Annotated in this window: 26 protein-coding genes, 1 tRNA gene and 2 pseudogenes; 17 read left to right on the plus strand and 12 right to left on the minus strand. The window is 69.6% G+C overall.

The genetic code is table 11. The features are described 5' to 3' along the window. The 9 genes and pseudogenes from ACZZ93_RS12195 (at position 1) to ACZZ93_RS12235 (ending at position 7,199) form a co-directional block, all read left to right on the plus strand. Positions 1–2,055, plus strand: a complete 2,055-nt coding sequence (locus tag ACZZ93_RS12195; protein WP_463511185.1) for a dipeptide/oligopeptide/nickel ABC transporter permease/ATP-binding protein — start codon at positions 1–3, stop codon at positions 2,053–2,055. Further along, positions 2,052–2,870, plus strand: a complete 819-nt coding sequence (locus ACZZ93_RS12200) for an ABC transporter ATP-binding protein (RefSeq protein ID WP_463511186.1) — start codon at positions 2,052–2,054, stop codon at positions 2,868–2,870. Before ACZZ93_RS12195 ends, ACZZ93_RS12200 begins: the two co-directional genes overlap by 4 nt. Continuing rightward, on the plus strand, positions 2,867–3,814 hold the full coding sequence (locus tag ACZZ93_RS12205; RefSeq protein ID WP_463511187.1) for a dihydrodipicolinate synthase family protein: 948 nt from the start codon (positions 2,867–2,869) through the stop codon (positions 3,812–3,814). Before ACZZ93_RS12200 ends, ACZZ93_RS12205 begins: the two co-directional genes overlap by 4 nt. Before the next feature lie 71 nt (positions 3,815–3,885). After that, entirely contained in the window at positions 3,886–4,695 is an 810-nt protein-coding gene (locus tag ACZZ93_RS12210; RefSeq protein WP_463511188.1) for an ROK family protein, read from the plus strand. Continuing rightward, entirely contained in the window at positions 4,689–4,811 is a 123-nt protein-coding gene (locus ACZZ93_RS12215) for a hypothetical protein (RefSeq protein WP_463511189.1), read from the plus strand. The genes ACZZ93_RS12210 and ACZZ93_RS12215 overlap by 7 nt, the downstream gene beginning before the upstream one ends. Next, a complete protein-coding gene (locus ACZZ93_RS12220; RefSeq protein WP_400339082.1) occupies positions 4,808–5,491 on the plus strand; it encodes an N-acetylmannosamine-6-phosphate 2-epimerase in 684 nt (227 codons plus the stop codon). Before ACZZ93_RS12215 ends, ACZZ93_RS12220 begins: the two co-directional genes overlap by 4 nt. Continuing rightward, positions 5,491–6,266 (plus strand): annotated as a pseudogene (gene nagB, locus ACZZ93_RS12225) (glucosamine-6-phosphate deaminase). The gene ACZZ93_RS12220 and the pseudogene nagB overlap by 1 nt, the downstream one beginning before the upstream one ends. Further along, entirely contained in the window at positions 6,263–6,475 is a 213-nt protein-coding gene (locus tag ACZZ93_RS12230) for a hypothetical protein (protein WP_463511190.1), read from the plus strand. The pseudogene nagB and the gene ACZZ93_RS12230 overlap by 4 nt, the downstream one beginning before the upstream one ends. Beyond that, positions 6,448–7,199 (plus strand): annotated as a pseudogene (locus ACZZ93_RS12235) (DUF4862 family protein). The gene ACZZ93_RS12230 and the pseudogene ACZZ93_RS12235 overlap by 28 nt, the downstream one beginning before the upstream one ends. An 18-nt stretch (positions 7,200–7,217) precedes the next feature. Here ACZZ93_RS12235 and ACZZ93_RS12240 read toward each other — a convergent pair. The 4 genes from ACZZ93_RS12240 to ACZZ93_RS12255 form a co-directional block, all read right to left on the minus strand. Beyond that, a complete protein-coding gene (locus tag ACZZ93_RS12240) occupies positions 7,218–8,141 on the minus strand; it encodes a DUF1295 domain-containing protein (RefSeq protein ID WP_463511191.1) in 924 nt (307 codons plus the stop codon). A 17-nt stretch (positions 8,142–8,158) separates the two neighbouring features. Next, entirely contained in the window at positions 8,159–8,572 is a 414-nt protein-coding gene (locus tag ACZZ93_RS12245) for a hypothetical protein (protein WP_463511741.1), read from the minus strand. A 23-nt stretch (positions 8,573–8,595) separates the two neighbouring features. After that, on the minus strand, positions 8,596–9,987 hold the full coding sequence (locus ACZZ93_RS12250; protein ID WP_463511192.1) for an AMP-dependent synthetase/ligase: 1,392 nt from the start codon (positions 9,985–9,987) through the stop codon (positions 8,596–8,598). Between the two features lie 103 nt (positions 9,988–10,090). Then, positions 10,091–10,164, minus strand: a tRNA-Gly gene (locus ACZZ93_RS12255). A gap of 93 nt (positions 10,165–10,257) precedes the next feature. Between ACZZ93_RS12255 and dcd the strand changes: the two genes are divergently transcribed. From dcd to ACZZ93_RS12270, 3 genes are read left to right on the plus strand one after another with little or no spacing between them, the layout of a single operon-like run. Next, positions 10,258–10,863 (plus strand): dCTP deaminase, encoded by a 606-nt coding sequence (dcd, locus tag ACZZ93_RS12260; RefSeq protein ID WP_042536862.1) that lies wholly within the window; start codon positions 10,258–10,260, stop codon positions 10,861–10,863. Between the two features lies 1 nt (position 10,864). Beyond that, complete coding sequence (locus tag ACZZ93_RS12265; protein WP_056275320.1) at positions 10,865–11,299, plus strand: hypothetical protein; 435 nt, start codon at positions 10,865–10,867, stop codon at positions 11,297–11,299. Then, positions 11,292–11,507, plus strand: coding sequence for a DUF2283 domain-containing protein (locus ACZZ93_RS12270; protein WP_230100931.1), 216 nt, complete (start codon positions 11,292–11,294; stop codon positions 11,505–11,507). The genes ACZZ93_RS12265 and ACZZ93_RS12270 overlap by 8 nt, the downstream gene beginning before the upstream one ends. Before the next feature lie 94 nt (positions 11,508–11,601). Here the strand turns inward: ACZZ93_RS12270 and ACZZ93_RS12275 are convergent, their stop codons facing one another. Next, a complete protein-coding gene (locus tag ACZZ93_RS12275) occupies positions 11,602–12,036 on the minus strand; it encodes a DUF6069 family protein (RefSeq protein ID WP_463511193.1) in 435 nt (144 codons plus the stop codon). Positions 12,037–12,128: 92 nt separating this feature from the next. Between ACZZ93_RS12275 and ACZZ93_RS12280 the strand changes: the two genes are divergently transcribed. Then, a complete protein-coding gene (locus ACZZ93_RS12280; protein ID WP_295101196.1) occupies positions 12,129–12,713 on the plus strand; it encodes a TetR/AcrR family transcriptional regulator in 585 nt (194 codons plus the stop codon). Here the strand turns inward: ACZZ93_RS12280 and ACZZ93_RS12285 are convergent. Next, a complete protein-coding gene (locus ACZZ93_RS12285; protein WP_463511194.1) occupies positions 12,710–13,396 on the minus strand; it encodes a twin-arginine translocation signal domain-containing protein in 687 nt (228 codons plus the stop codon). The genes ACZZ93_RS12280 and ACZZ93_RS12285 overlap by 4 nt on opposite strands. Before the next feature lie 400 nt (positions 13,397–13,796). On the opposite strand from ACZZ93_RS12285, the gene ACZZ93_RS12290 reads away from it, so the two are divergent. After that, positions 13,797–14,357, plus strand: a complete 561-nt coding sequence (locus tag ACZZ93_RS12290; protein ID WP_072592060.1) for a MarR family winged helix-turn-helix transcriptional regulator — start codon at positions 13,797–13,799, stop codon at positions 14,355–14,357. A gap of 151 nt (positions 14,358–14,508) precedes the next feature. Then, positions 14,509–15,999 (plus strand): HNH endonuclease signature motif containing protein, encoded by a 1,491-nt coding sequence (locus tag ACZZ93_RS12295; RefSeq protein WP_463511195.1) that lies wholly within the window; start codon positions 14,509–14,511, stop codon positions 15,997–15,999. 24 nt (positions 16,000–16,023) lie between these two features. Here ACZZ93_RS12295 and ACZZ93_RS12300 read toward each other — a convergent pair whose 3' ends face one another. The 4 genes from ACZZ93_RS12300 to ACZZ93_RS12315 form a co-directional block, all read right to left on the minus strand. Beyond that, positions 16,024–16,944 carry a cation diffusion facilitator family transporter gene (locus ACZZ93_RS12300; RefSeq protein ID WP_463511196.1) on the minus strand — a complete coding sequence of 307 codons (921 nt, stop codon included), beginning with the start codon at positions 16,942–16,944 and terminating at the stop codon, positions 16,024–16,026. 45 nt (positions 16,945–16,989) lie between these two features. Then, positions 16,990–17,691 carry an MFS transporter gene (locus ACZZ93_RS12305; protein WP_463511742.1) on the minus strand — a complete coding sequence of 234 codons (702 nt, stop codon included), beginning with the start codon at positions 17,689–17,691 and terminating at the stop codon, positions 16,990–16,992. Next, the gene (locus ACZZ93_RS12310; protein ID WP_463511197.1) at positions 17,583–18,401 is read right to left on the minus strand and encodes an MFS transporter; all 819 of its coding nucleotides are present in this window, start codon (positions 18,399–18,401) and stop codon (positions 17,583–17,585) included. The genes ACZZ93_RS12305 and ACZZ93_RS12310 overlap by 109 nt, the downstream gene beginning before the upstream one ends. A gap of 72 nt (positions 18,402–18,473) precedes the next feature. Continuing rightward, entirely contained in the window at positions 18,474–19,175 is a 702-nt protein-coding gene (locus tag ACZZ93_RS12315; RefSeq protein ID WP_463511198.1) for a serine protein kinase RIO, read from the minus strand. Between the two features lie 443 nt (positions 19,176–19,618). Here ACZZ93_RS12315 and ACZZ93_RS12320 point away from each other — a divergent pair, with 443 nt between their 5' ends. Next, positions 19,619–20,821 (plus strand): MFS transporter, encoded by a 1,203-nt coding sequence (locus ACZZ93_RS12320; protein ID WP_463511199.1) that lies wholly within the window; start codon positions 19,619–19,621, stop codon positions 20,819–20,821. A gap of 36 nt (positions 20,822–20,857) precedes the next feature. On the opposite strand, the gene ACZZ93_RS12325 is transcribed toward ACZZ93_RS12320, so the two are convergent. After that, positions 20,858–21,556, minus strand: coding sequence for a helix-turn-helix domain-containing protein (locus tag ACZZ93_RS12325; protein WP_463511200.1), 699 nt, complete (start codon positions 21,554–21,556; stop codon positions 20,858–20,860). A 47-nt stretch (positions 21,557–21,603) separates the two neighbouring features. Beyond that, the gene (locus tag ACZZ93_RS12330) at positions 21,604–21,771 is read right to left on the minus strand and encodes a hypothetical protein (protein WP_463507344.1); all 168 of its coding nucleotides are present in this window, start codon (positions 21,769–21,771) and stop codon (positions 21,604–21,606) included. A 73-nt stretch (positions 21,772–21,844) separates the two neighbouring features. On the opposite strand from ACZZ93_RS12330, the gene ACZZ93_RS12335 reads away from it, so the two are divergent. Then, positions 21,845–22,306 carry a DUF3817 domain-containing protein gene (locus ACZZ93_RS12335; protein ID WP_463498586.1) on the plus strand — a complete coding sequence of 154 codons (462 nt, stop codon included), beginning with the start codon at positions 21,845–21,847 and terminating at the stop codon, positions 22,304–22,306. The last annotated feature ends 10 nt before the right edge of the window (positions 22,307–22,316 follow it).

The following is a 22,316-nucleotide window of genomic DNA, read 5'->3' on the forward strand; positions in this document are numbered from 1 at the left end:
ATGCGACGCAAACTGACTGAACGACTCTCGCTTCCGGGGCTCCGCTTCGGCGGGCTGTCCCTCGGCTCCCTGATCTGCATCGTGGTGCTCGCGGTGATCGCCCTGGCGGCGATCGCTGCACCCCTGATCGCACCGTTCGATCCGCTGGCCTCCGGCGCCCCGGTGCAGCCGCCGAGCGCCGAGCACTGGTTCGGCACCGACCGCCAGGGTCGCGACATCTTCTCTCGCCTGGTCTACGGCGCCCGGTACTCGCTGGTGATCGGACTCGGTGCGACACTGGTCGCCCTCGCCGCGGCCTGTGTGTTCGGCACCATCGCGGCGACCGCGCCCCGCTGGATCTCCGAGACGCTCATGCGGGTGATGGACGTCGTCATGTCCTTCCCCGGCATCGCGCTCGCCGCGGTGTTCGTGGCGGTGTTCGGCAAGTCGCTGCCGGTTCTCGTGCTGACGATCGCCTTCCTCTACGTGCCGCAGCTCACTCGCATCATCCGTGCGAACATCCTCGACCAGTACGGCGAGGACTACGTCTCGGCCGTGCGCGTCATGGGGGCGGGCACTCCGCGGATCATCGCCAAGCACGTCGCTCGCAACGCGATGGCCCCGGTGCTCGTCTTCGCGACCGTGCTCGTCGCCGATGCGATCGTCTTCGAGGCGTCGCTGTCGTTCCTGCAGGCCGGCGTACCCGACCCCGAGCCGTCATGGGGCAACGTCATCGCCGCCGGGCGCAACCTGCTGATGAGCGGCGCGTGGTGGGCGACGTTCTTCCCCGGCATCCTCATCATGATCACGGTGCTGTGTCTCAACATCCTCTCCGAGGGGATGACCGACGCGATGGTGTCGCCGCGTGCACGCAAGATCAGCGCGGATGCCGCCAACACCGAGGAGTCGACTCACGAGCTCGAAGAGGCGGCCGCCGGCCCGGACGACACGAATGTGATCGTCACGGTCGACACCGCGGTCAACCTCTCCGTTCCGAGCGGCGTACCGGACGTGCTGGTGCCGGTCGCACCCGCGGTGCCACTCGCCGAGCGCCTCGCCGGTCTGCGTCAGCGCGAGCTCGCCCGCGCCGATCGTCTCGTCTACTCGGGCGACGACACCCCGCTGCTCGATGTGCAGGACCTCTGCATCTCGTTCCCGCGGCACGGCGACGTCGACGTGGTCGACCGCGTCAGCTTCACGGTGCGTCCCGGCGAGACCATGGCGCTGGTCGGCGAGTCGGGCTGTGGCAAGTCGATCACGTCGCTCGCGATCATGGGCCTGCTCGACGCGAAGGCCGACGTCCGAGGGCGCATCCTCTTCGACGGCGAGGATCTGCTGCAGATGACGCCGAAGAGCCGCAATGCGCTCCGGGGGCACGACATCGCGATGATCTACCAGGATGCGCTGAGCTCGCTGAACCCGGCGATGCTCATCCGCTCGCAGATGAAGCAGCTCACCTCGAGGGGTGGCACCCGCACGGCCGAGGACCTCCTCGAGCTGGTGGGTCTCGACCCCGCGCGCACGCTCGCCTCGTACCCGCACGAGCTGTCGGGCGGTCAGCGTCAGCGCGTGCTGATCGCGATGGCGCTCACCCGCGATCCGCGACTCGTGATCGCCGACGAGCCGACCACGGCTCTCGACGTCACGGTGCAGGCGCAGGTCGTCGAGCTGCTGATGCGGCTGCAGCGCGAGCTCGGCTTCGCCCTGGTCTTCGTGTCGCATGACCTCGCGCTCGTCGCCGAGCTCACCCACCGCATCACGGTGATGTACGCGGGGCAGGTCGTCGAGCAGGGCACGACCCGAGAGATCCTGACGCAGCCGGTGCACGAGTACACGCAGGGTCTCCTCGGCGCCGTGCTGTCGATCGAGGCGGGGTCCGACAGGCTCCACCAGGTCTCCGGCGTCGTCCCGTCTCCGCGCGACTTCCCCGCCGGCGACCGCTTCGCTCCTCGCTCGTCCGACCCGACCCGCTATGCGGGGGTCGAGCCGGTGAGTCGACGGATCGAGGGAACCGACCATTACTACGCCGCGCATCCCGACGATGCGCCCATCGACGCGATCGGAGCAGGACGATGAACGACGCCGTCATCGAGCTCGAGGACGTGCACGTCCGCTACAAGACACGTGCGTCGTCGCTGTTCCGGCCGAAGTACGTCGACGCCCTCGCCGGTGTCTCGCTCACCGTGAAGCGGGGGCAGACCCTGGGGATCGTGGGGGAGTCGGGCTCGGGCAAGTCCACTTCCGCCAAGGTGCTGGTCGGCCTCGAGAAGCCCACGAGCGGCCGGGTCGTCTTCGACGGCGAGACCGTGACGTCGTTCACCCCGGCGGTGCGCCGACGGCTCGGCCGCATCCTGTCGGTCGTGTTCCAAGACCCGGCGACGGCCCTGAACGCTCGGATGACCGTGCGCGATGCGCTGCTGGACCCGATGCAGGTGCACCGGATCGGCACGACCTCGAGCCGTGACCGCAAGGTACGCGATCTGATCGGACTCGTGGGGCTCCCGGCCTCGGCACTCGAGGCACTGCCCAGCCAGCTCTCGGGTGGTCAGCGTCAGCGTGTCGCCATCGCCCGGGCACTGGTGCTGGATCCGCAGGTCATCGTCGCCGACGAACCCACCTCGGCGCTCGATGTCTCGGTGCGCGCTCAGATCCTCAACCTCCTCACCGACCTGAAGGAGCAGCTCGGGCTCGGCATGGTCTTCATATCGCACGACATCCAGACCGTCCGCTACCTCTCAGACGAGATCGCCGTGATGAACCGGGGAGGGTCGTCGAGTTCGGCGATGCCGCCCGCGTGTTCGAGGCGCCCTCCGACGACTACACCAGAACGCTGCTGGGCGCCGCGCCCTCGCTGCTCGAACCGACCAACTGAAACGACCGGAACACAATGACTGCTGCATCCTCCTCCGTCACCTTCACCGGTGTCATCCCGCCCGTCGCCACCCCGCTGCTGCCCGACGGCACGATCGACCACGTCTCGCTCGAGCGTCTCGTCGAGCGACTGATCGCCGAGGGTGTCTCGGGTCTGTTCGCGCTCGGGTCGACGGGCGAGACCGCCTACTTCACCGACGACCAGCGCGTCGAGCTGCTCACCACGATCGTCAGGGTGAACGCCGATCGGGTGCCGATCATCGCCGGTGCGATCGAGCTGACTGCTCCCCGCATCATCGAGACCGCGCGTCGTCTGGTGGCGGCCGGGGCAAGGGCGATCGTCACGACGGCACCGCTCTACACTCTGAATTCCGCCGCAGAGGTCGCCGATCACTTCCGGGCGATCGCCGCGGCGATAGACGTGCCGCTGTGGGCGTACGACGTGCCCGTGCGGGTGCACTCCAAGCTCGGCATCGACCTGCTCGTGCGACTCGGCGCCGAGGGAGTCATCCACGGGGTCAAGGACTCCTCGGGCGATGACGTCTCGTTCCGCCGTCTGATCGCCGCGAACGACGCCGCCGGGCGTCCACTGCAGCTGCTCACCGGTCATGAGGTCGTCGTCGACGCGATGGCGCTGGCCGGAGCCGACGGCGTGGTGCCGGGCTTCGCGAACGTCGAGGCCGCGGGCTACGTCAGGCTGTGGGATGCCACGCAGCGCGGCGACTGGACAGAGGCGCGCACCGAGCAGGAGCGCATCAACCGCGCGTTCGACATCGTCTTCGCACCGCAGGGCCTCTCGGGTGACGCGACCGGAGTGGGCGCGTTCAAGGCCGCCATGCACGCCCGCGGCATCATCGACCACGCGACGATGGCCGACACCGTGCAGTCGCTCGATGCCGACACCGTCACGCGCATCCGTCAGATCCTCTCGGAGCAGGGGATGCTGCCGGTCGTCGTCTCCTGATGGCGCATCGTCTCGTGCCAGCGCATCATGTCGGATCAGCGCATCATGTCGGATCAGCGGAGTCGCGCGAGGTGGTGCTGGCGGTGGACATCGGCGGCACGAAGACGTCGGCGGCCCTCGCCGATCGTGGCGACATGCTGCTGTGCACCGAGACGGCGCCCACGCGAGCAGCGGAAGGACCGGCGGCGGTCGTCTCGACCGTCGCCGGTCTGGCGCAGAGACTTCTCGACGGATCACCCGCGCGTCTCTCGGGCGTCGGGATCGGCGCGGCCGGGGTCGTGAACGCCGTCACCGGCACGATCGTCTCGGCGACCGACACCTTCGCCGACTGGCCGGGCACCCCCGTCGCCGAGCTGGTGCGCGAGGCGCTGGGCGACCTGCTGGTGCCCCGCGCCCCGGTCGTCGTGCAGAACGACGTCGACGCGCATGCCGAGGGCGAGTACCGGCACGGGGCGGCGGCCGGTGCGGCCAGCGTGCTCGTCGTCGCCGTGGGAACCGGTGTCGGGGCGGGGCTCATCCTCGACGGCAGCGCCGTGCGCGGCGCACACCACGTCGCCGGCGAGATCGCCCACCTGCCGACCCCGGGGGCCGAGCATCTGCGCTGCCCCTGCGGTCGCATGGGGCATCTCGAGGCCATCGGCTCCGGCATCGGTCTGCACGCGCACTTCCGGTGGCTGGGCGGGGATCCGCACATCATCGACGCCCGCGGGGTCGCAGCCGCCGCAGCCGACGGCGACCCGATCGCCATCCGTGCAATCGGAGAGTCCGCCGCTGCCGTCGGGCGCGCGCTCGCCGGCGCCGCGACCATCCTCGACCCGGAGCGCATTGTGATCACCGGGGAGTGCCGAAGATCGGCGACGCATGGTGGACGCCGATGCTGAGCGCGTACGCGGACGACGCCATCGATGCACTGCAGTCCACTCCGATCCTGCCGGGCGCGCTCGGTGACGACGCGCCCCTGCGGGGCGCCGCAGCATCCGCCTGGAGGGCGATATGACATCCATCGACATCCTCGACCGGCTGCGAGGGGGCCTCATCGTCTCGTGCCAGGCCTACCCCGGCGAGGCGATGCGCGATCCCCGCACCATGGCGCAGGTCGCGCAGGCGGCGGTCGTCGGCGGAGCCGCCGGCATCCGGGTGCAGGGCCTCGACGACATCAGAGCCGTCGCCGGGATGACCGTGCCGGTGATCGGGCTCTGGAAGGACGGCGACGCCGACGTCTTCATCACCCCGACGCTCGAGCACGCCAAGGCGGTCGCTGACGCAGGTGCCGACATCGTCGCGATCGACGGGACCCGCAGGCCCAGGCCGGACGGCAAGAGCCTCGCCGAGACGGTCGCGGCGCTCCGCGAGCACACGGACGCCCTGATCATGGCCGACTGCGGCTCGCTCGACGACGCCCTGGCGGCCGAGCGGGCCGGCGTCGACATCCTCGGCACGACGCTCTCGGGCTACACGGCCGAGCGCCCGAAGACCGAGGGGCCGGATCTCGAGCTGATCTCGCTCCTCGCCGCCCGCTGCAGCACCCCGATCATGGCGGAGGGGCGGATCCACTCGCCTGCGCAGGCGGCTGCAGCGGCCGCCGCCGGGGCGTTCGCCGTGTGCGTCGGCACCGCGATCACCCACCCGGCGACCATCACGTCATGGTTCGTCGCCGCACTCACCGAGGAGAGCTGATGGACGTCGTCATCGCACCCGAAGCCCAGATCGGCGAGATCGTCGCCGACGATATCGCCGCCCTGATCGCAGCTCGGCCGGATGCCGTGCTCGGCCTCGCGACGGGATCGAGTCCGCTGCGCATCTATGACGCGGTCGCCGAGCGCGTCGAGCGCGGGGAGCTCTCCTCGCGCGCGCTCGGGGGTTCATGCTCGACGAGTATGTCGGACTGCCCCTGGGACATCCGTGCCGCTACAGCACGGTGATCGACGAGGACTTCGTCTCGCGCGTGGATCTCGCCCCCGGCGCGGTGCGCGGGCCGGACGGTGACGCCGCTGATCTCGACGCGGCGTGTGCCGGCTACGAGAAGTCGATCCGCGATGCCGGCGGTGTCGACCTGCAGATCCTGGGCATCGGCACGGACGGGCATATCGCGTTCAACGAGCCCGGCTCGTCGCTGGCGTCGAGGACCCGAGTGAAGACGCTCACCGCACAGACCCGTGAAGACAACGCCCGTTTCTTCGGCGGCGACGTCGACGCGGTGCCGTATCACTGCCTCACGCAGGGGCTCGGCACGATCATGGACGCGCGACGCATCGTGCTCGTCGCGACCGGTGAGGCGAAGGCAGAGGCCGTCGCGCAGCTCGTCGAAGGGGCGGTGTCGGCCCGATGGCCCGCGACGATCCTGCAACACCACCGACGCGTCACCGTGCTCGTCGATGACGCGGCCGCGTCGCGGCTCGCGCTCGCCGAGTACTACCGGCACACTCAGGCGCACCGCCACCTGGTGTCATGAACGAGCCGCTCGCACCGCTGCTGGTCAGCTCCTACGCGGTGTCTCCCGCGCACGCGACCTGGGATCCCGATCTCGAGGCCGAACTCCTGCCCGCGCTCTGCGCGCTGCCCGATGTCGTAGGGCTCGAGGTGCCGTGGATCGGGGCCTGCACCCTCATGATCCGGGGTGGTTCCTGCGCCACGTGCCTGCCGCGGCCGAGCTCGCGGTGACCCCGCTGCCATGGGTGATGAAGCGGTGTGCGGCCGACGCCCGCTACGGCATCGCCTCCCCGGATGAGGACGGGCGTAGCGCCGCCATCGCCGACCTGCGCGCAGTCGCCCGAGACGTGCGGCGGATCGACCACGACACCGATGCGTCGGTCGCTCTGGTCGCGCTCCACACCGCTCCGCAGGGGGAGGAGATCGAGCGCATCTGGCGGCATCGCTCGCCGAGATCACCGGATGGGACTGGGCGGGAGCGCGGCTCGTCATCGAGCACTGCGACGCCGCGGTGCCGGGTCACCCGTGGGAGAAGGGCTTCCTGACGCTGGACGACGAGCTCGGCGCGATGCTCTCGGTCGACGCTCCGCTGGCGCTCTGGCTGAACTGGGGTCGCTCGGTGATCGAGACGCGCGACGCCGACGCGGTGACCGGGCAGATCGCGGATGCGGCGGCGACCGGTCGGCTCGCCGGGCTGACGTTCTCGGGGTCGGCAGCGATCGACGGCCCCTATGGCCCAGCCTGGACGGACGGGCACCTGCCGCTCGCGGCAGCGGATCCCGCATCCGGTTCGCTGTTGGATGCGGCCCATGCCGCCGCCGCGCTCGCCTCCGCCGGTCAGGTCGAGCGACTCGGGCTGAAGGTCAGTCGACGGCCGGGAGACACGACGGCGGAAGATGTCATCCGAACGGTCGACGACAATCTGCGCGCGTTGAGGGCGGCTGCCCGCGCGTGAACCCGGTCTCCGCGCTTTCTACGCAGCACGCTCCCGCACGGCAGGCCGCGTGAGCCGCGGGATCAGCGAGGGCGTGCTCTCGCGGTACTCGACGTAGTCGGCGCGGTCGCCCCACTTCTTCTCGGCGCGAGCCTCGAGCAGCGGGATGCCGCTCACGCGCGTGAGCAGCAGGATGACGAAGAGCGGCGAGAGGATCGCGACCCACTGCCATCCGCCGAGCACGGGTGCGGCGGTCAGGAACACGCCCACCCAGATGACGATCTCGCCGAAGTAGTTCGGGTGCCGCGAGCGCGACCACAGGCCGGTGCGGATGAACTCGTCCTTGTTCTTCGGGTCGGCGCGGAACGCCGACTTCTGCGCGTCGGCGACGATCTCGATGGTCATGCCGAGCAGCCACACGACGATGCCCACGACGGTCAGCCATCCGATGGGCGCTCGTGCCGCAGCATCCGTGCTGATCGCGATCCATGCCGCAGCCGCCGTGATCGACACCCACGCACCCTGGATCACCCACACCTGCAGGAAGCGCACCGGCGATCCCTTGATCTCGTCGAAGCGGCCGTCGGATCCGGCCTTGTGCACGCGCATCGCGAGGAACGATCCGAGGCGTGCCGCCCACAGGATCACCATCGCCGCGAGAATCCAGCTGCGGGCATCTGGCATGGGCGTCATCAGCACGAGGGCCACGGAGATGGCGAGGAAGGTGAGGCTGCCGGTGAGGTCGAAGAACCGCTCGGTGCGCAGAAGCATCGCGGGGATGAAGGCGAGGATCTGGATCGCGAAGGCCGCGGCGACGGCGATGGCGAACAGCGGGATGCCGCCGACGGTCGCGCCGCCCTGGCTGCCGGCAAGTGCGACGAGGGCGCCGATGACGAGGGCGACGATGATCGCGATCAGCGAGGACCGGGATGACTTCGGTGCGGAGGAAGTGGGGGAGGACATGATGTTCTTTCCGGTTGTCAGAGGTAGAGGTCTTCGACGGTGAGGGCTGCGCGATGCAGCACGACGCTCCGCTTGAGCTTCATGGTCGGGGTGACGAGTCCGCGGTCGTCGAGGTCGGCGAACACGACGCTGAAACGGCGCACCTGCTCGCTGCGAGCGACGAGCGCGTTGGCCGCGTCGACGGTGCGCTGCAGGCGGGCGCGCAGCGTCGGCTCGGTCACGGCGCGGATGTCGGTCTCGGCGAGGAGAGGGATGCTGAGGCCTTCGGCATCCGCCCATGCCCGGGTCTGCTCGGGGTCGAGCACGAGGAGCGCCGAGAGATACGGCTTCCCCTCGCCGACCATCACCGCGTGCGAGACCAGCGGATCCGCCTCGACGACGCTCTCCCAGCGGGTCGGCACGATCGTCTTGCCGTTCGACGTCACGATCACGTCCTTGAGGCGGCCGTCGAGGATCAACCTGCCCTGGTTGTCGAGGCGCCCGAGGTCGCCCGTCCGGAAGAATCCGTCGATGAAGGCGCCGTCGTCGTGCGCGGGGTTGCGGTAGCCGCTGAAGACGCCGAGCCCGCGGGCCAGCACCTCTCCTTCGTCGCTGATGCGCACCGTGAGTCCCGGAAGCGGCGAGCCGACGCTGCCCGACGCGATGCGACCGGGCAGGTTGCCGGTGAGGGAGCGGTCGTCTCGGTCAGGCCGTAGCCCTCGATGACAGGGACGCCGATGCCGCGGAAGAAGAGCGACAGCTCCGAGTCGAGCGCTGCTCCGCCGGAGAGGATGTAGTCGACCCGCCCGCCCATCACAGCGCGGAGGCGGCGGTAGAAGACGGCGTCGTAGAGGCGGTGACGCAGGCGCAGCCCGAGGCTCGTTCCGGGGGTGAGGCCCGCGTCGACCCGCTCGGCACGCCGGCCCCACGCGATCGCCGTCGCCCGAGCCTTCTCCCACACGGCGGTGAGACCCTTATCGGACGCCTTGGCGGCGGCTGCCGCCTCGATCTTCTGCAGCACCCGCGGAACGACGACCAGGAATGTCGGGCGCAGAGTGTCGAGAGTCGCGACGACCGTCGAGGGATCGGAGAGGTGCGCGATGCGCATGCCGCTGGCCAGGCAGATCAGCTGCAGCCCGCGCGCCAGCACGTGGGCGAGGGGCAGGAAGATGACGGTGTTGCCCTGCTCGTTCACGATCTCGCGATACGCGGCGGCGATGTTGAGGACCTGCCCGAGGAAGTTCCGGTGCGTGAGCACGACGCCCTTGGGCTCGCCCGTGGTGCCCGAGGTGTAGACGATCGTCGCGGGGTCGTCCTGCGAGGCCGAGGTCCTGCGAGCCTCGAGTTCGTCGTCGGCGACGTCGACGCCCCGCGCGACCAGGTCGGAGAGCGTGCCGGATGCCGCGGCATCCATCGTCCAGGCGCCGAGAGTGTTCCGTCCGGTCTGCGTGAGCGCCGCCCGAAGAAGCACCGCGTGCTCCGTGGTGCCGCCGATCGCCAGGCGCACGCCGGCATCGGCGACGATGGCGTTGACCTGCAACGGCGATGACGTCTCGTAGATCGGCACGACGACGGCGCCGGCGAACCAGGAGGCGAGGTCGGCGACGGCCCATTCGTAGCGCGTCGGCGCCATGATCGCGATGGGGTCGCCGGCCCGCACGCCCTGGGCGATGAAGCCCTTGGCCAGAGCGCGCACCTGGGTGAGGAACTCCCGAGTCGTGATCGGGCGCCACGGTCCTCGAGCATCCGCGCCTTTGACCTCGAAGGCGACGTGATCGGGAGCTGCGGCTGCGCGTGCGACCAGCAGGTCGGTGACGTTGCGGTACCCGTCGAGGTCGGCGAGCGGCGGGGTCGACGATTCGATCATCGGAACTCCTCTCGGGCGCGCGAGAACGGGCCCATCTGCTCCTGTTCGGAGCGGAGGAGGAAACGGATGGCAAGAGAAAACCCCGGGCGAGCCGGGGGTCCTGTGGAGGGGCTGACGGGAATCGAACCCGCGCTATCTGCTTGGGAAGCAGAAGTTCTGCCATTGAACTACAGCCCCGTACCCGCATCCGAGGAGCGGGTGAACGCAAGCCTACCCGCCTGATCCGTCATGGCCAAAGTGTCGGCGGCGTGTGCCAACTAGGCTGGGGCCGTGCTTCTCAGCGACCGCGACATCAGAGCAGAACTCGCCTCCGGCCACATCGGTCTCGACCCGCACGAGCCGGAGATGATCCAGCCGTCGAGCATCGACGTGCGGCTGGACCGGTACTTCCGTCTCTTCGACAACCACAAGTACCCGTTCATCGACCCGTCGGTCGATCAGCCGGAACTCACTCGGCTGATCGAGGTCGACCCCGACGAGCCGTTCATCCTGCACCCCGGTGAGTTCGCGCTCGGTGCAACGTTCGAGCAGGTCTCCCTGGCCGATGACATCGCGGCTCGCCTCGAGGGCAAGTCGTCGCTCGGTCGCCTGGGGCTCATCACGCACTCGACTGCCGGGTTCATCGACCCGGGCTTCACAGGGCATGTCACGCTCGAGCTCGCGAATGTCGCGACGCTGCCCATCAAGCTGTGGCCCGGAATGAAGATCGGTCAGCTGTGCTTCTTCCGGCTGACGTCGCCGGCCGAGAACCCGTACGGTTCGGGCCCGTACGGCAACCGCTACCAGGGGCAGCGCGGGCCGACCGCCTCCCGCTCGTTCCAGAACTTCCACAAGACGGACGTCGGCACGACCGACGTCGGAGCCGTAGGGGGCTGAGATGAGCAGTGACAGCAGAGATCCGTACATCCGACCGGAGGATGCTGTCATTCCCCCGCCTCCGCCCGAGTCCGAGGTTCCGGATGCGGTGATCCCGCCACCTCCCGCGGAGTCCGAGATTCCGGATGCCGTCATTCCGCCGCCTCCGCCCGAGGCGATGCTTCCCAGCACTCGCCGGTCGCGGCCCAAGCCGGCGATCCTCACGGGCGATCAGCCGGCGCCGGTGGCCGACGACTGGGCGCAGCCGTCGGTGGCACCTGAGGTGCCGACATCCGGGGGATACCGCGCGCTGTCGGCGGTGATCTTCGGATTCCTCATCGTGCTGCTCGCGGCGGCGATCGCCGGTGCGGTCTACCTCGGCACGACGGTGTCGTTCGCGCAGTCGGCGGGTGCCCCGGATGTCGCCGCCGCCGCCGCGACTCTGTGGCGTGGGTGAGCTGCGACGCGACCCTGAGGTCGACGCCGCGTACGTGACGGTGGGCGCAGCGATCGCGGATGGCGAGGTCGCGAGAACCGTCGCGGTGAACCTGCCCGACGACATCTCCGGTGAGCTGTTTCTCGACTTCGATCGCGACGGCCACCTGCTCGGCATCGAGATTCTCGGTGCCTCCCGGTTGCTCCACCCGGAGGAACCGGGCGCCTGACCTTCGCGCCGTGCGACGCGTCGGCCGACGCGCTGTCACGCACGGACTTCGCGGCCGTGCGACCTCTCGGCCGAGAGTGGCGCCAGTGCTTCCCTCAGCGTCTTTTCGAGGCCCAGATGTAGGCGGGCACTGCGACTCCGACGACGACGACATGCATGACCATGAGCCCGATGACGGCGCTCACCGTCGTTCCCGGGATGAAGCGGAGAACGAGCAGCAGGACGTCGGGGATGAACGACGCCACGGTCACGATCGGCACGAGGATCGAGAGCGTGCGGCGGTGGTTGCGGGCGCGGCGGCGCACGAGCGACCAGCCGATCCAGCCGACGACGATGCCCAGAGTCGTGAACAGAGCATAGGCGGGCAGTGTCAGCGGCCCGTATGTCGCCGGAGCGCCGGCAGCCACTGCGAGGAGGGCCACGACGGAGTTCGTCGCGATGGCCACGGCGATGGCGGCGGTGAGGATGAGTGCGGTGCGCAACCGGGATCCGGTGGTGCGCCGGTCTGCGCGGACGGCGGTGGTGACCATGACGGCTCCTTGGAGTGTGGTTCGGATATACGGTACCGAGTAGTACCGGATATAAACGGTACTGCTCGATACCGGAATGTACAATGGGTCCGATGAGCGCAGATGCGATGACCAGACCGGCGGGGCGTCCTCGTGACCCCGGCGTGGAGGCGTCGATTCTCGAGGCGGTGCAGGATCTGCTGATCGAGAGCGGCTACGCCGGCACGACGATCGGCGCCGTGGCAGAGCGCGCCCGCTGCGGGCGTTCCGCGATCTACCGCCGATGGGAGACGAAGGCCGAGCTCGTCGTGGCAGCGGTCGGTGCGCTGCAGGTCGCTGCCGAGGTGCCGGACACGGGCACCCTCCGCGAGGATCTCCTCGCTGCGGCGATGCACTTCGCGAGGGCGGATGACCGCACGGCCGGCGTGCTCGCCAGCATCCTGAGCGAGATCGGACGCGACGACGAGCTGCGCGACATCGCCTATCGAGTGGTCGGCGGACCGCCCGTCGCGGCGCTCACAGCAGTGATCGAGCGATGGATCGAGCGGGGCGAGGTGCGTGCGGACGCTCCGGTCGCGCTCATCGCCGGCCTCGTGCCGACCGCGGCGTTCGGCAGCGTCAGCCTGCGGCGGCGCGCACTCGAATCGGATGCGGTGGTGCAGCTCGTCGACGAGGTCGTTCTGCCCGCTCTGCGCTAGGCGCCTCTCCGCGGCTCGCGACGGGGTCGGCGCTGTTCTCCTGGCGTGAGCTGCCTCGGGGTGCGGTTCCGACGCGCGGGAACGCCCCGTGCGCCGAAGCGAACGGGGCGTTCTGGGTGCAGCGGATGCGGGTGTGACGCCTCAGGCGTCGCGGCCGCGGGAGAAGCCGGCGTCGAAGCCGCGCTCGTAGGCGTGCTGCGCCGCGCGGGCGACGCGGTGCTCGCCGTGGCGTACGTCTCCGAAGCCACCGTGACCGTGACCACCATGGCGGTGGTCACGGTCTTCCGCGATGTCACGCGGGTGGCCGTGGTGGCCGTGGTGTGAGCGGCGTGCGTCCGCGAAGCGGTCGTGGCCCGGGTGTCCGCGGTGACCGCACTCGCGGCGGCGGAACTCGGCATCCGATTCGTGGTCGTGCTCGTGCTCGGACGCGAAGTCGGGTGCGACACCGTGATCGCGTCCGAACGGGTGTCGGTGGTGGCGGCCGAAACCGCGTCCCGGGGCGAATCCGGGTCCGAAACCGTGGCGGCCGAAGCCGCGGCGACGGCCGCGTCCACGAGGAAGCGGCGTCTGCTCGTCCCAACCGAACGCGCGAGCGATCTGCTCGAGCGTGGCCAGTGTGGTCTCGAGGTCTTCGGGCCCGACCGCGTCGGTGACCTTGGCGCGGATGCCGTCGACGACGGCACTGAGGCGGTCTTTCGCCGCGCGGCCGTCGTCGGTGAGCGTCCAGCCGCGGTCGCTGTCGGTGTCGGCGACGACCCAGCCGCGCTCGACCAGGCTGTGCAGCTTGTGTGCGTTGAGGGGGCGGCGGGCCGGCGCGGTGCCGTCGATGATGTTCAGCATCCGCCAGTCGCGGCGGCTTGCATGCTCGCCGTCGAAAGCGGAGTCGAACTCGGTCGCCATCAGGCGGTCGACGGCCTTCAGCCAATAGCCGAAGGGGCGGGAGGTGCTGTCTGTGTTCTGAGTGTCAGAGGTGTTCATGGGTGGAGTCCTTAGATGTCATGGAGCATGTGCTTGTCACTATGCATGTATATGTAGTGTGACATGTAGTGCAGATCCATGTCAAGTCGCATGTAAAATCGATCTGTGAGCGCCGCAGAGAACGACCCCGCCGAGGCCATCGCCCGCGCCCTGTCGCGCCTTCGCGGAAGGCGCCCCGGCGACCGTGGTCGCGGATCGCGAGGGATGGGCGGGCCGCACGGCTGGCACGGCGGACCCCACCCTGACCACTTCGAGCAGGGGAGTCACGGACGCGGGCACCCTGTGCACCCCGGCATGCCGCCGTGGGCGAACGACCCGTCCGGACGCTTCGGCGGTCCGGCGCGGATGCGGATGCTCGAGGCGCTCGCCGCGGCATCCGCTCCTCTCAGCGTCAGTGATCTCGGCGCGGCGATCGGAGTCGATCAGCCCCGGGCCTCGCGGCTCGTGCAACAGGGGGTCGCTCACGGTTTCGTGCGCCGCGAGGCCGACCCCGACGACGCGCGGCGCACGCGCATCGCGTTGACGGACGAAGGGCGCAAGGTCGCTCGGGGCATGCGTGGCGAGCGGCGGGAGGCGCTCGGCAAGGCGCTCGCCGCATTCACGGATGAGGAGCGCGATCAGCTCGCGACGCTGCTGAACAAGCTCGCCGACAACTGGGAGAACTGACTGGCGCGTGGCGGTACTGGCGGTCGGTGTGGGTAGGCGCTCGCCGGTGTTCCGGAATGCATGTCCAGTGTTCCGGAATATGCTTCTGACCTGGCCGAAAAGAGGCTGACTTCAGGGCTCGAATGTCGGTGGCCCCGTGTGTGATGGAGTCATGTCATCCCGCACTCGTGCCCTTCTCGATCAGGTCGTCTCCGACCTCGATCAGGTGCTGTCCGACGACGCGCTCGCGGGGCTTACGGATGCAGAACGGGTCGAGGTGCTGCAGGCTGCGAGCGCGGCGTTCCGGCGGGTCGAAGCCGTGGTGGTCGAGACGATCGCCGCAGGGGATGCGGTGGACTTCCCGCATGCCACGGGGTGCCGCACTCAGAACGAACTGCTGCAGCGCACCCTGCTGACAGACGTGCGAGAGGCGACGCGCGTCGGCAAGGTGGTCGCTCTGGTCCGCCGGGACGTGAATCTGGTGTCCGGCGATTGGCTGCCTGCTCGCTGGCCGGCGCTGCGGGAGGCGCTGCTCGATGGGGTGATCGGAGTCGCGGGGATGCTCGCCGCGACAGAGCCGATCGAGAAGGTGTCGCATCGCATCGGTGCCGCTGATCGGCTCGACGCCGACACGTGTCTCGCTCGCGCGGCTCGCGGCATCAGACCTGACGCCGAGGCGGGCCCCGACGGGGAGGTCCGTGGCCCGGCGCCCACACTCGATGAGCTGAAGCTGCTTGCTGAGACGCTGGTCGCGCTGCTCGACCCTGATGGAGACGGGCCGGGTGATGAGCCTGCCCGGCGTCGGGGGATAACCCTCGGGCGGGTGCGAGACGGGCTGCGGTCGATCAAGGGATACCTGACGCCCGAGGTCGCCGCGCAGTTGGAGCTGATCCTCGATGCGCTGAACAACCCCAAGGGGGACGGGCCGCCGATGCCCGGCGTCGCGTTCACGCCCGCGGCCGATCGCGGCGACGGGGAAGACGGCGGCGAGGAAGACGGCGGCGGGGAAGCCGACGAGGATCCGTACAACTCCGATCCGCGTGCCGTCATCGATGACCGCACGCCGGCGCAGAAGCGTCATGATGCTCTCGCCGCGGCATTGGCGATCGCCGCCCGTCATCGAGATATGCCCGCACTCGGAGGCGCCGCACCGGTGCTGGTCGTGACGGTGGATGCGAACGACCTCGTGAACGGCACCGGGCGTGCGAGCGTCAGCGGTGCGTGGGGCCAACTGCCTCTGAGTGTCGCCTCCCACGTCGGATGCTCCGGCACCATCCAGCGAGTTCTCCTCGACGAGGGTCGGATCATCGGGATCACGACGACCGATCGGGTGTTCACCGTGCATCAACGTCGCGCGATCATCGCCCGCGACAGAGAATGCCTCATCCCCGGGTGCCATGTCCCGGCATCCTGGTGCGAGATCCATCACGTCACCGAACACGCCAGGGGCGGGCCGACGCACACCGACAACGGGGTGCCGTTGTGCTGGTGGCACCACCGGAGTCTGGGAACGTCCGGGTGGGAGATCCGGATGAATGACGGCATTCCGCAGGTGGGAGGTCCGAGGTGGTGGGACCCCGCACAGCAATGGCGCACGCCTCGGCTCAGCGCCTCGGCGCAGGGCAGAACGCGGCGGCCGCCCGTCTTCGCGCGTGCCGGATGAACTCTTCGCGCGTGCCGGATGAACTCAGACAGCTGCCCCGAACTTGAGGGACTCCTCGTCGTCGACCGACAGCGACAGCACCACCGTCTCGACGACGTCGTGCGCCTCGATCTGCTGCTCGATCGCGCGCAGGCTTCGAGCCACATCGTGCTCGCGCGCGTCGCCGGTCAGGTCGACCTCGGCGACGATGAACAGGCGGTTCGGGCCCACGTACTCGATGTGCAGATACGTGAGCCGCTGGATCTGCGGCGACGAGAGCAGCGCCCGCCCGACTCGATCACGCAGCGCGGGCGACGCGTTGGAGCCCACCAGAAACGCGATGTTGCGCCCGATGAGGATGACCGCCACGACGCCCAGCAGGATGCCGACGAGGATCGACCCGATCGCATCCCATGCGGCGACGCCGGTGACCTGGTGCATCGCGATCGCGCCGGCCGCGATCACGAGGCCGATCAGAGCCGCCAGGTCCTCGAAGAACACCGCCCGCAGCGTCGTGTCGCTGGTGTCGAGCACGTAGTCCCACGTCGACGACCCGCGCTCGCGTGCCAACCGTCGAGACTTCACCATCGCCTGCGTGAACGACGCGCCCTCGAGCACGAATGCGATGCCGAGCACGGTGTACGCGACGGTCGGGCTCTCGACCGGGCCCGTCTCGGACAGCTCTTGGACACCATGCATGATCGACACGATCGAGCCGGCGGTGAAGATGCCGAACGCCGCGATCAACGACCAGACGAACGCCGCGCGCCCGTAGCCCAGCGGATGCCGGGCATCCTTCGCCCGCGCACCGCGACGGTCGGCGATCAGGAGGAAGACCTCGTTGCCGGCATCCGCCCACGAGTGCGCGGCTTCGGCGACCATCGACGCGGAAGAGGTGATCACGGCCGCGACCGTCTTGGCGATCGCGACGAGGATGTTGGCGAGGAAAGCGATGATGACCGTCACGCGGTCAGGCTACTCCCGGGGCTGCGACGTCCGCGGGCCATCGGATCAGGCCCGCTGTGTCGCCTTCACCGGCAGCAGCAGGAGGAACCCGGCGATCAGCATCAGCACGATGCCCAGGATGCCGTACGACGTCGACCCCGAGAGCACGATCAGCAGCGTCCACGCACCGGATGCCATCCAGCTCGCCGCCCGACCGGTCGTGGCGTAGAGGCCGAAGATCTCGCCCTCGCGCCCGGCCGGGGTGATGCGGGCGAGGAACGACCGGGATGCCGCCTGCGCGGGACCGACGAATGCGCAGAGCAACAGGCCGCCGATCCAGAACACGACCGTGCCCGCATCCACGAGGAAGAAGACGGCGAGCCCCGCGATCACCATCGAGGCGAGCGAGATGAGGATGATGCGCTTCGGCCCGAAGCGGTCGTCGTAGCGGCCGGCGATGATCGTCGAGACGCCCGCGATGAGGTTCGCGGCGATGCCGAAGATCACGAGATCGAGGAAGGCGAAGTCGAACACCTGGCTGGCGATGACGGCCCCGAAGGCGAAGACGCCGCCGAGTCCGTCGCGGAACACCGCGCTCGACAGCAGGAACCAGAACGTCTGACGGGTCTCGGGGTTGCGGTAGAGGCCGACGACGTCCTTCACGAGAAGTCCGTAGGAGGCGAAGAAGCCGACCTTGCGCTCGGGGCGCCCGAGCGACGGCTCCGGCACGTTGAGGAAGATCGGGATCGAGAAGACGATCGCCCATATCGCGCAGCCGACGGCGATGATGCGGAAGGGCAGCCCCCGTCCTCCGGCAGGCCGAACCAGTCGAGCATGTAGAAGATGACGACCAGGACGAGAGCGATGATCCCGCCGATGTAGCCGAACCCCCATCCGAGCCCCGAGATGCGGCCCACGGTCTTGGGGTTCGCGATGCCGACGAGCATCGCGTTCGAGTTCACGGCAGCGATCTCGCCGAACACAGAGCCGGCCGATATCAATGCGACGCCCAGCCAGAACAGCGCGGGCGTCGGTTCGACGAACCAGAGGCCGAACATGCAGGCGACGAGCGCGCCGGTGCCGATCCCGAGCCAGAGCTTCTGGCGCCCCGCGGCATCCGCTCGCTGACCGAGCACCGGCGCGATCAGGAGGATCGCGATGCCGGCGATCGTCGACCCGAGGCCGAGCCCCGAGGCGAGATCGGCCTCAGCGGCTTCGCGGATCGGATCCTTGGCGTCGAGGCCCGCGATCGACGCCGGCAGGAAAGCCTCGGTCGTGAGGTACAGGGCCGTGAAGATGAAGGTCAGGATGACGGTGTTGAAAGGCTGCGTCGCCCAATCCCACAGCGCCCACGAGTAGACCTGCTTCTTCGGGGCCGGTGTCTCGCCGCGCAGGTCGAGGCCGATCACGCCGACCGCGCCGCTGTTGGCCGTCGCGGCGGGCTCGGGCACCGCGCCGCTCTGCGGGGAATCGCTCATGCTCGAAGTCTGGCGGCGCGGGGTGAACGGACGGTAACGGCGCGCCGGGTGCCGGTGCGAGGCGCGCCGCCCTCACGCGTAGGACGCGGCGAGCATCTCGGCGAACAGCTCTTCGGGGTTCCGTTCGACACGGCGGCGGGTGAACCAGTCGCAGATGTTGACGCAGTCGCGGTGCAGGAGGTCCAGGCCCCGCGGGTTCGCGATGATGTCCACGATCTGCGGCAGGTCGATCACCCGCACCCGGCCGTCGTGCACGAGCAGGTTGTACGCCGAGAGGTCGCCGTGGGCGAAGCCCGCCGCAGCGAAGATCCGCATCAGGTCGACGATCTGGTCGTACAGACCGGCCAGCTCGCCCCGGTCGCTGCGCACCGCCGCCAGGCGAGGTGCCGCGACCCCGCTCGCGTCGCCGATGAACTCCATCAGCAGCTCGGTGCCGTTGACCTGCACGGGGTAGGGGACCGGCGCGCCGAGCTCCCACATGCGGCACAGCGCATCGAACTCCGCGAACGACCACTGCAGGGCGGCGACCGCCCGGCCGTGCTCGCTCTTCTTCGCGAGCGCCCTGGTGTCGCGGGTGTTCCTGGTGCTGCGGCCCTCGGTGTAGACGCCCGAGCGGTGGAAGCTGCTGTGATCGGTGTCGCGGTAGCGCTTGGCGGCGAGCAATGTGCGCTGGGCGGGGTCATCCGGCACCGCCCGTTCGAGCAGGAACACGTCGGCCTCCTTGCCGGTCTTCAGGATGCCGAGTTCGGTGTCGAGCGCGCCCGCGCTCGTCACGACCCAGGCCGGCCGCGGCAGCGGCCCGCGCTCAGAGGGGTGATCGCCGGCCAGGTGGTCCAGCGCTGGTCGTCGCCGGGCTCGACATCGGCGAACGTCGGGACGGATTCGAAGGGGAGGCGTCGAAGGTCGACGCACCGGAGAGACGGGAAGAGGATGCTTCGGAAGAAGCGAACAGATCAGACACGATGTGGCTCCTGAAGAGGGAGGCCACGCGCGGATCAGGAGCGGGAGGCCTCGAGAGGAAGGATGTCGGCGAAGGGCACGACAGAGACGGTGGTCATGTCATCCACTCCTCTCGCTCTGGCCTTCCGGGAGAACCCCGGTGCGTCGTCGAGCCTAGGGTGCGGAGCCGACCGGTGTCCATACCCGATCCGGACGAATGGTCGGATGCCGTGGACGCCGCGTCGGGCGGAGGGCCGCAGCGCTGCGAGTGTGGAGCCATGACGACGACCGCGCCCGTGCCCGTGACGACCGCCCGCACCGAGAGCATCCGCTACGGCGGGCTCATCGTGCTCATGCTGATGGGCTTCCTGCTCGTCACGGCGGAGTTCCTGCCGAACGGCGTGCTCACCGAGATGGCCGATGCGCTCGGCGTGACCCCCGGTCAGGCGGGACAGACCGTCACGGTCACCGCTCTCGTCGGCCTGATCGTCGCACCGACGGTGGGACTCATCTTCCCCCGCCTCGACCGTCGATCGCTGCTCGTCTGGATGGCGCTCGCCGCAGCGGTGTCGAACCTCATCGTCGCCATCGCGCCCAACCTGATCATCGTCCTCCTCGCCCGATTCCTGCTCGGGGCCGCGATCAGCGCGTTCTGGGCGATGTCGATCACGGTCGCCGTGCGCCTCGCCGGACCCGAGCATCTCGGCAGAGGGGTCATGTTCACGTCCGCGGGCGTCTCGCTCGCCACCGTCGCCGGAGTGCCGCTGGGCGTGATGCTCAGCGAGATCGTCGACTGGCAGACGGTGTTCGCGATCGCCGGTGTGCTCATGGTGCTGCTGGCCGTCGCGCTGAGATTCGTGCTGCCCTCGGTGCCGGCGGAGCAGGCGTCCAGCATCCGACTCCTGGTCGACACGGTTCGCCGCCCCGGCATCGCACTCGGCATGGTCGGACACGTGCTCGTGGTGCTCGGGCACTTCCTCGCCTACACGTACGTGCGACTGGCTCTCGAGCGCATCCCCGAGGTCGACGGCTCGACGATCATCCTGCTGCTCGCGCTCTTCGGCGTCGGCGGTCTCGCCGGCAACCTCGGTCTCGGGTTCTTCATCGACCGCACGTTCGCCTTCTTCGCCGTCTTCGCGCCGCTCGTGATCGCGGCCTCGGTGCTGTCGATGATCTTCCTGTCGGGATCGGTCCTCGGCATCGCGATCGTCGTGCTCGTCTGGGGGTTCTTCTTCTCGTCCTGGCTGCTCGTGATCAACACCTGGGTCGGCCACCGCACCCTCGATCGCCTCGAGGCCGGGGGCAGCCTCGTGGTCGTCGGGTTCCAGGGGGCCATCACGATCGCCGCCGGTGTCGGCGGCCTGCTCGTCGACACGCTGAGCGTCGAGGTCGTCTACGTCGTGGGCGCGGCGGCTCTGCTGCTCGGTGCCGTGCTGTTCGGTGCGTCGAACCGGATGAGCACCGCGGCGGCGCGGCTCTGAGCCGTCTCGCCGTGCCCGGCAGGGCGGTCGCCGGGCTCAGGCAGGAACGGCGGTGAGCTGCGATGCCCGCCAGGCGGAGGGCGTCATCCCCGTGCGGCGGCGGAACGCACGGCTGAAACCCTCATCCGAGGCGTAGCCCAACTCGCGCGAGATCTCGCTGATCGCGCGGCCCTCGCTCAGCATCCGCTTCGCCGCGTCGACGCGCACCTCGGTGACGTAGTCGGCGGGTGAGCGTCCGATCGCGCTGCGGAACCGCTCGGCGAACACGGACCGAGACATCGCGCCGACGTTCGCGAGGCGCTCGACCGTCCAGTCGCGTCCGGGCTGCTCGTGGATCGCCTCGACCACCCGGTCGAGGAACGGATCGTTCGACACCGAGGGCCAGCCGGCCGGTGCGCAGCCGTTCGCCGCCCAGGCACGGATGACCGAGAGCAGAACGGTCTGCGCCATCATCCGGCAGATCACGGGATCGCCCTGACGCGAGGGGCAGGTGGCGGGGTCGGAGGGGCCCATGCTGCCGGCGAGCGCGGCCGCCGCCGGCTCGAGAGCGGCGAACGACATGACGGTGATCGGATCGGGAAGAAGCGCGGCGATCATCGAGGCGCTGTCCGAGAACTCCAGGTCGACGACCACCAGGTCGGCCGTCCCGTCGGCTTCGAGGGCGATCGCGGCGCGGCCGAGCGTCAGGAACGCGTCTCCGGCGACCAGGTTCGCGCTCAGCGGGCGATCGTCCACCGCGACGAGCTGGGCCGCGTCGTCGACGTCGAGGCGGCATCCGGTGGTCAGCGGGGGTGCCCGTGCACCGAACCCGATGCGATGTACACGAGGGTGGCGGCACCCGAGGGGATCGGCAGGATGCCGCCGGTGGCGAGTGCGACGCGACGGGCGACACCGACGCGGAGGTCGACGGCGTCGAGCACCTGCCCGAGGGCTGCGGAGTCGACGGTCACCATGCCTTCGGCAACGCCCGGGCGTTCATAGCTATTCCGGATACGCTGAAGGAACCCCCACCCGAGGAGTCCCGTGTTCCGCACACCCGACCGCCTGTTCCGAGTTCTCGCGATCGCGGAGGCGATCACCTGGACCCTTCTGATCTCGGCGATCATCGCCCGTGCCGCCGGTGCGCCGGGCGTCGTCGTGACGGTGGGCGGTGGCATCCACGGGTTCGTGTTCCTCGCCTATGCGGCGACGGCCGTGCTCGTCGCGCTCAATCAGCGCTGGCACCTCGGCGTCGCGATCCTCGCCGTGGCGAGTGCGATCGTGCCCTACGCGACCATCCCGATGGAGATCTGGCTGCACCGCACCGGTCGGCTGGCCGGCGACTGGCGCCTGGAGCAGGCCGACGACCCGCGCGACGCGCGCTGGTACGACCGCCTCATGCGCTGGTTCCTGCGTCGCCCGTGGGTGCTCGCGATCCTGCTCGCCGTCGGCATCGTCGCGCTGTACGTGATCCTGCTGCTGGTCGGCCCGCCCGGCGGCAAGTGAGCCGAGGCCC

It is taken from the genome of Microbacterium sp. AC026 (assembly GCF_979258475.1).

Coding starts and splice junctions, on each gene's coding strand:
- ACZZ93_RS12220 (WP_400339082.1), top strand. CDS start 4,808: ATGACATCCATCGACATCCTCGACCGGCTGCGAGGGGGCCTCATCGTC.
- ACZZ93_RS12215 (WP_463511189.1), top strand. CDS start 4,689: ATGCTGAGCGCGTACGCGGACGACGCCATCGATGCACTGCAGTCCACT.
- ACZZ93_RS12200 (WP_463511186.1), top strand. CDS start 2,052: ATGAACGACGCCGTCATCGAGCTCGAGGACGTGCACGTCCGCTACAAG.
- ACZZ93_RS12195 (WP_463511185.1), top strand. CDS start 1: ATGCGACGCAAACTGACTGAACGACTCTCGCTTCCGGGGCTCCGCTTC.
- ACZZ93_RS12265 (WP_056275320.1), top strand. CDS start 10,865: ATGAGCAGTGACAGCAGAGATCCGTACATCCGACCGGAGGATGCTGTC.
- ACZZ93_RS12295 (WP_463511195.1), top strand. CDS start 14,509: ATGTCATCCCGCACTCGTGCCCTTCTCGATCAGGTCGTCTCCGACCTC.
- ACZZ93_RS12280 (WP_295101196.1), top strand. CDS start 12,129: ATGAGCGCAGATGCGATGACCAGACCGGCGGGGCGTCCTCGTGACCCC.
- ACZZ93_RS12230 (WP_463511190.1), top strand. CDS start 6,263: ATGAACGAGCCGCTCGCACCGCTGCTGGTCAGCTCCTACGCGGTGTCT.
- ACZZ93_RS12320 (WP_463511199.1), top strand. CDS start 19,619: ATGACGACGACCGCGCCCGTGCCCGTGACGACCGCCCGCACCGAGAGC.
- ACZZ93_RS12310 (WP_463511197.1), bottom strand. CDS start 18,401: ATGAGCGATTCCCCGCAGAGCGGCGCGGTGCCCGAGCCCGCCGCGACG.
- ACZZ93_RS12250 (WP_463511192.1), bottom strand. CDS start 9,987: ATGATCGAATCGTCGACCCCGCCGCTCGCCGACCTCGACGGGTACCGC.
- ACZZ93_RS12275 (WP_463511193.1), bottom strand. CDS start 12,036: ATGGTCACCACCGCCGTCCGCGCAGACCGGCGCACCACCGGATCCCGG.
- ACZZ93_RS12240 (WP_463511191.1), bottom strand. CDS start 8,141: ATGTCCTCCCCCACTTCCTCCGCACCGAAGTCATCCCGGTCCTCGCTG.
- ACZZ93_RS12205 (WP_463511187.1), top strand. CDS start 2,867: ATGACTGCTGCATCCTCCTCCGTCACCTTCACCGGTGTCATCCCGCCC.